Annotated in this window: 2 protein-coding genes; both read right to left on the reverse strand. The window is 63.3% G+C overall.

Annotated elements, in window-relative coordinates; all coding sequences use genetic code 11:
* Window positions 1-3,448: DNA-directed RNA polymerase subunit beta' (rpoC, locus tag CHB74_RS21270; RefSeq protein WP_089221456.1), on the reverse strand; the 3,448-nt coding region annotated here is incomplete at its 3' end.
* An 88-nt stretch (window positions 3,449-3,536) separates the two neighbouring features.
* Window positions 3,537-3,714 (reverse strand): DNA-directed RNA polymerase subunit beta (locus CHB74_RS22855; protein WP_144033903.1); only part of this gene is annotated, 178 nt, incomplete at its 5' end.

The following is a 3,714-nucleotide window of genomic DNA, read 5'->3' on the forward strand; positions in this document are numbered from 1 at the left end:
CGACACGGCCCGAGACCTTGGCGATGATCGCATTTTCCTTGGGCTTGCGCGCTTCGAACAGCTCCGCCACGCGCGGCAGACCGCCCGTGATGTCGCGGGTCTTGGCGGCTTCACGCGGCACGCGGGCGAGCACGTCGCCGGCCTGCACCGTCTGGCCATCTTCGACCGCCACGATCGAGCCCGGGATCAGGCGCGACACGCCGGCTTCACCGCTGTTCTCGTCGAGCAGGGTGATGCGCGGACGGAAATCGTCCTTCTTGGACTTGAGGTGGTCTTCGACGATCACGCGCTGGGAGATGCCGGTCGCTTCGTCGGTTTCCTCGCGAACCGTGCGGTTCTCGATCATGTCCTGGAAGCGAACGGTGCCGCCCTTTTCGGTGATCACCGGGCTGAACGACGGATCCCATTCGGCGATACGCTCGCCCTTGGTGACGGACGCGCCATCCTCGACGAGGACGGTGGCGCCGTAGGGCAGGCGGTGCGTGGCGCGTTCGCGGCCCTCGCTGTCGAGGATCGCGATTTCACCGTTACGGGCGAGCGTCACGCGACGGCCGCGCGTGTCGATGATCGTCGGGATCTCGCGATAGACGAGCGTGCCATCGGCCACCGCTTCCAGGTTCGATTCCTGGTTGAGCTGGGCCGCGCCGCCGATGTGGAAGGTACGCATGGTGAGCTGCGTGCCCGGTTCGCCGATCGACTGCGCCGCGATGACGCCCACCGCTTCGCCGATGTTGACCGGCGTACCACGGGCGAGATCGCGCCCGTAGCAGGCGCCGCAGACGCCGTTCTTGGATTCGCAGACCAGCGGGCTGCGGATCTTGACCGACTGGAGGCTGATCGCCTCGATCTGCGTGATCATCGGTTCATCGAGCAGCGTGCCTTCCGGGATCACCACTTCGCCCGTCTTGCTGTCGACGATGTCCTCGGCCGTGGTGCGGCCCAGGATGCGTTCGCCGAGCGAAGCGATGGTGGCGCCGCCCTGGACGATCGCCTTCATCACCAGCGCGCGTTCGGTGCCGCAATCCAGTTCGACGACGACGCAATCCTGCGACACGTCGACCAGACGGCGGGTGAGGTAACCCGAGTTCGCGGTCTTCAACGCCGTATCCGCGAGACCCTTGCGGGCGCCGTGGGTGGAGTTGAAATATTCAAGGACGGTCAGGCCTTCCTTGAAGTTCGAGATGATCGGCGTTTCGATGATCTCGCCCGACGGCTTGGCCATGAGGCCGCGCATGCCGGCAAGCTGCTTGATCTGCGCCGCCGAACCACGGGCACCGGAGTGCGCCATCATGTAGATCGCGTTGATCGGCTTTTCACGGCCGGTCTCCGGATCCCTCTTAACAGCCTGGATTTCCTTCATCATCTCGGCAGCAACGCGATCACCGCAACGCGACCAGGCGTCGATGACCTTGTTGTACTTTTCCTGCTGGGTGATGAGGCCGTCCTGATACTGCTGCTCGTAATCCTTCACGAGCGTGCGCGTCTCTTCGACCAGTTCTTCCTTGGCGCCCGGGATGACCATGTCGTCCTTGCCGAACGAGATGCCCGCCTTGAAGGCGTGACGGAAGCCGAGCGCCATGATCGCGTCGGCGAACAGCACCGTCTCCTTCTGGCCGGTGTGGCGATACACCTCGTCGATGACGTCGCCGATGTCCTTCTTGGTGAGCAGGCGGTTGACCGTCTCGAAGGGCACCTTGTGGCTCTGCGGCAGGCATTCGCCCAGCAGCATGCGGCCCGGCGTGGTTTCGTAGCGCTTCATATACTGGTTGCCGGCCTCGTCCGTCTGCGGGACGCGGCTGACAATCTTGGTGTGAAGCGTGACGGCACCGGTGTTGAGCGCCTGGTGGACCTCGATCATGTCCGCCAGCAGCATGCCTTCGCCCGGCTCACCTTCCTTCTGGATGGAGAGGTAATAGAGACCGAGCACCATGTCCTGCGACGGAACGATGATCGGCTTGCCGTTGGCGGGCGACAGGATGTTGTTGGTCGACATCATCAGCACGCGCGCTTCGAGCTGGGCTTCCAGCGAAAGCGGAACGTGGACGGCCATCTGGTCACCGTCGAAGTCGGCGTTGAAGGCCGAGCAGACGAGCGGGTGCAGCTGGATCGCCTTGCCTTCGATCAGCACGGGTTCGAAGGCCTGGATGCCGAGACGGTGGAGCGTCGGCGCGCGGTTGAGAAGGACCGGGTGCTCGCGAATGACTTCGTCGAGGATGTCCCAGACTTCCTTGCGTTCCTTTTCGACCCACTTCTTCGCCTGCTTCAGGGTCATCGACAGACCCTTGGCGTCGAGGCGCGCGTAGATGAACGGCTTGAACAGTTCGAGCGCCATCTTCTTCGGCAGGCCGCACTGGTGCAGCTTGAGTTCCGGGCCGGTCACGATGACCGAACGGCCCGAATAGTCGACGCGCTTGCCGAGCAGGTTCTGACGGAAGCGGCCCTGCTTGCCCTTGAGCATGTCGGACAGCGACTTCAGCGGACGCTTGTTGGCGCCGGTGATTGTGCGGCCGCGGCGGCCGTTATCGAACAGGGCGTCGACGGCTTCCTGAAGCATGCGCTTTTCGTTGCGGACGATGATGTCCGGCGCGCGCAGCTCCATCAGGCGCTTCAGGCGGTTGTTGCGGTTGATGACGCGGCGATAGAGATCGTTGAGATCCGACGTCGCGAAGCGGCCGCCATCCAGCGGCACGAGCGGACGCAGTTCCGGCGGAATGACCGGAATCACCTCGAGGATCATCCATTCCGGGCGGTTGCCGGATTCGATGAAGCTTTCGACGACCTTGAGGCGCTTGATGATCTTCTTGGGCTTCAGCTCCGACTTGGTCTCGGCCAGCTCCTTCAGGAGATCTACACGCTCGCCTTCGAGATCGAGGCTTTCGAGCATCTTGCGCACGGCTTCGGCGCCGATGCCGGCGGTGAAGGCGTCTTCGCCATATTCGTCCTGCGCCTCGAGCAGCTCGTCCTCAGTGAGGAGCTGATACTTCTCAAGCGGGGTCAGGCCCGGTTCGATGACGATATAGGCTTCGAAGTAGAGCACGCGCTCAAGCTGCTTGAGCTGCATGTCGAGCAGCAGGCCGATGCGCGACGGCAGCGACTTCAGGAACCAGATGTGCGCAACCGGGGCGGCCAGCTCGATATGGCCCATGCGTTCGCGGCGGACCTTCGAGACGGTGACTTCGACACCGCACTTTTCGCAGACGATGCCCTTGTACTTCATGCGCTTATACTTGCCGCACAAGCACTCATAGTCCTTGATCGGGCCGAAGATGCGCGCGCAGAACAGGCCGTCACGTTCCGGCTTGAACGTGCGGTAGTTGATCGTCTCGGGCTTCTTGATCTCGCCGAACGACCAGGAACGGATACGCTCCGGCGAGGCGATGCCGATGCGGATCTGGTCGAAGGTTTCCGGCTTGGCCACCGGATTGGCGAAGTTGGTCAGTTCGTTCATTTCCCAGTCCCTCTAGAGGGTCAAATTCGTCGGGCGGCGGGGAAGGAGGGGGAGTGGCGGCTGATCCGGCCGCCACCCCCGCGCTCGCTTATTCCGCTGCCTCGGCCAGGCCGTCGCCGTCCTCGATGCTCTTGAGTTCGACGTTGAGACCCAGCGAACGCATTTCCTTGACGAGCACGTTGAAGCTCTCCGGGATGCCGGCCTCGAAGGTGTCGTCGCCCTTGACGATCGCTTCGTAGACCTTGGTGCGGCCGACCACGTCGTCC

It is taken from the genome of Edaphosphingomonas laterariae (assembly GCF_900188165.1).
Taxonomy (GTDB): Bacteria; Pseudomonadota; Alphaproteobacteria; order Sphingomonadales; family Sphingomonadaceae; genus Sphingomonas_E; species Sphingomonas_E laterariae.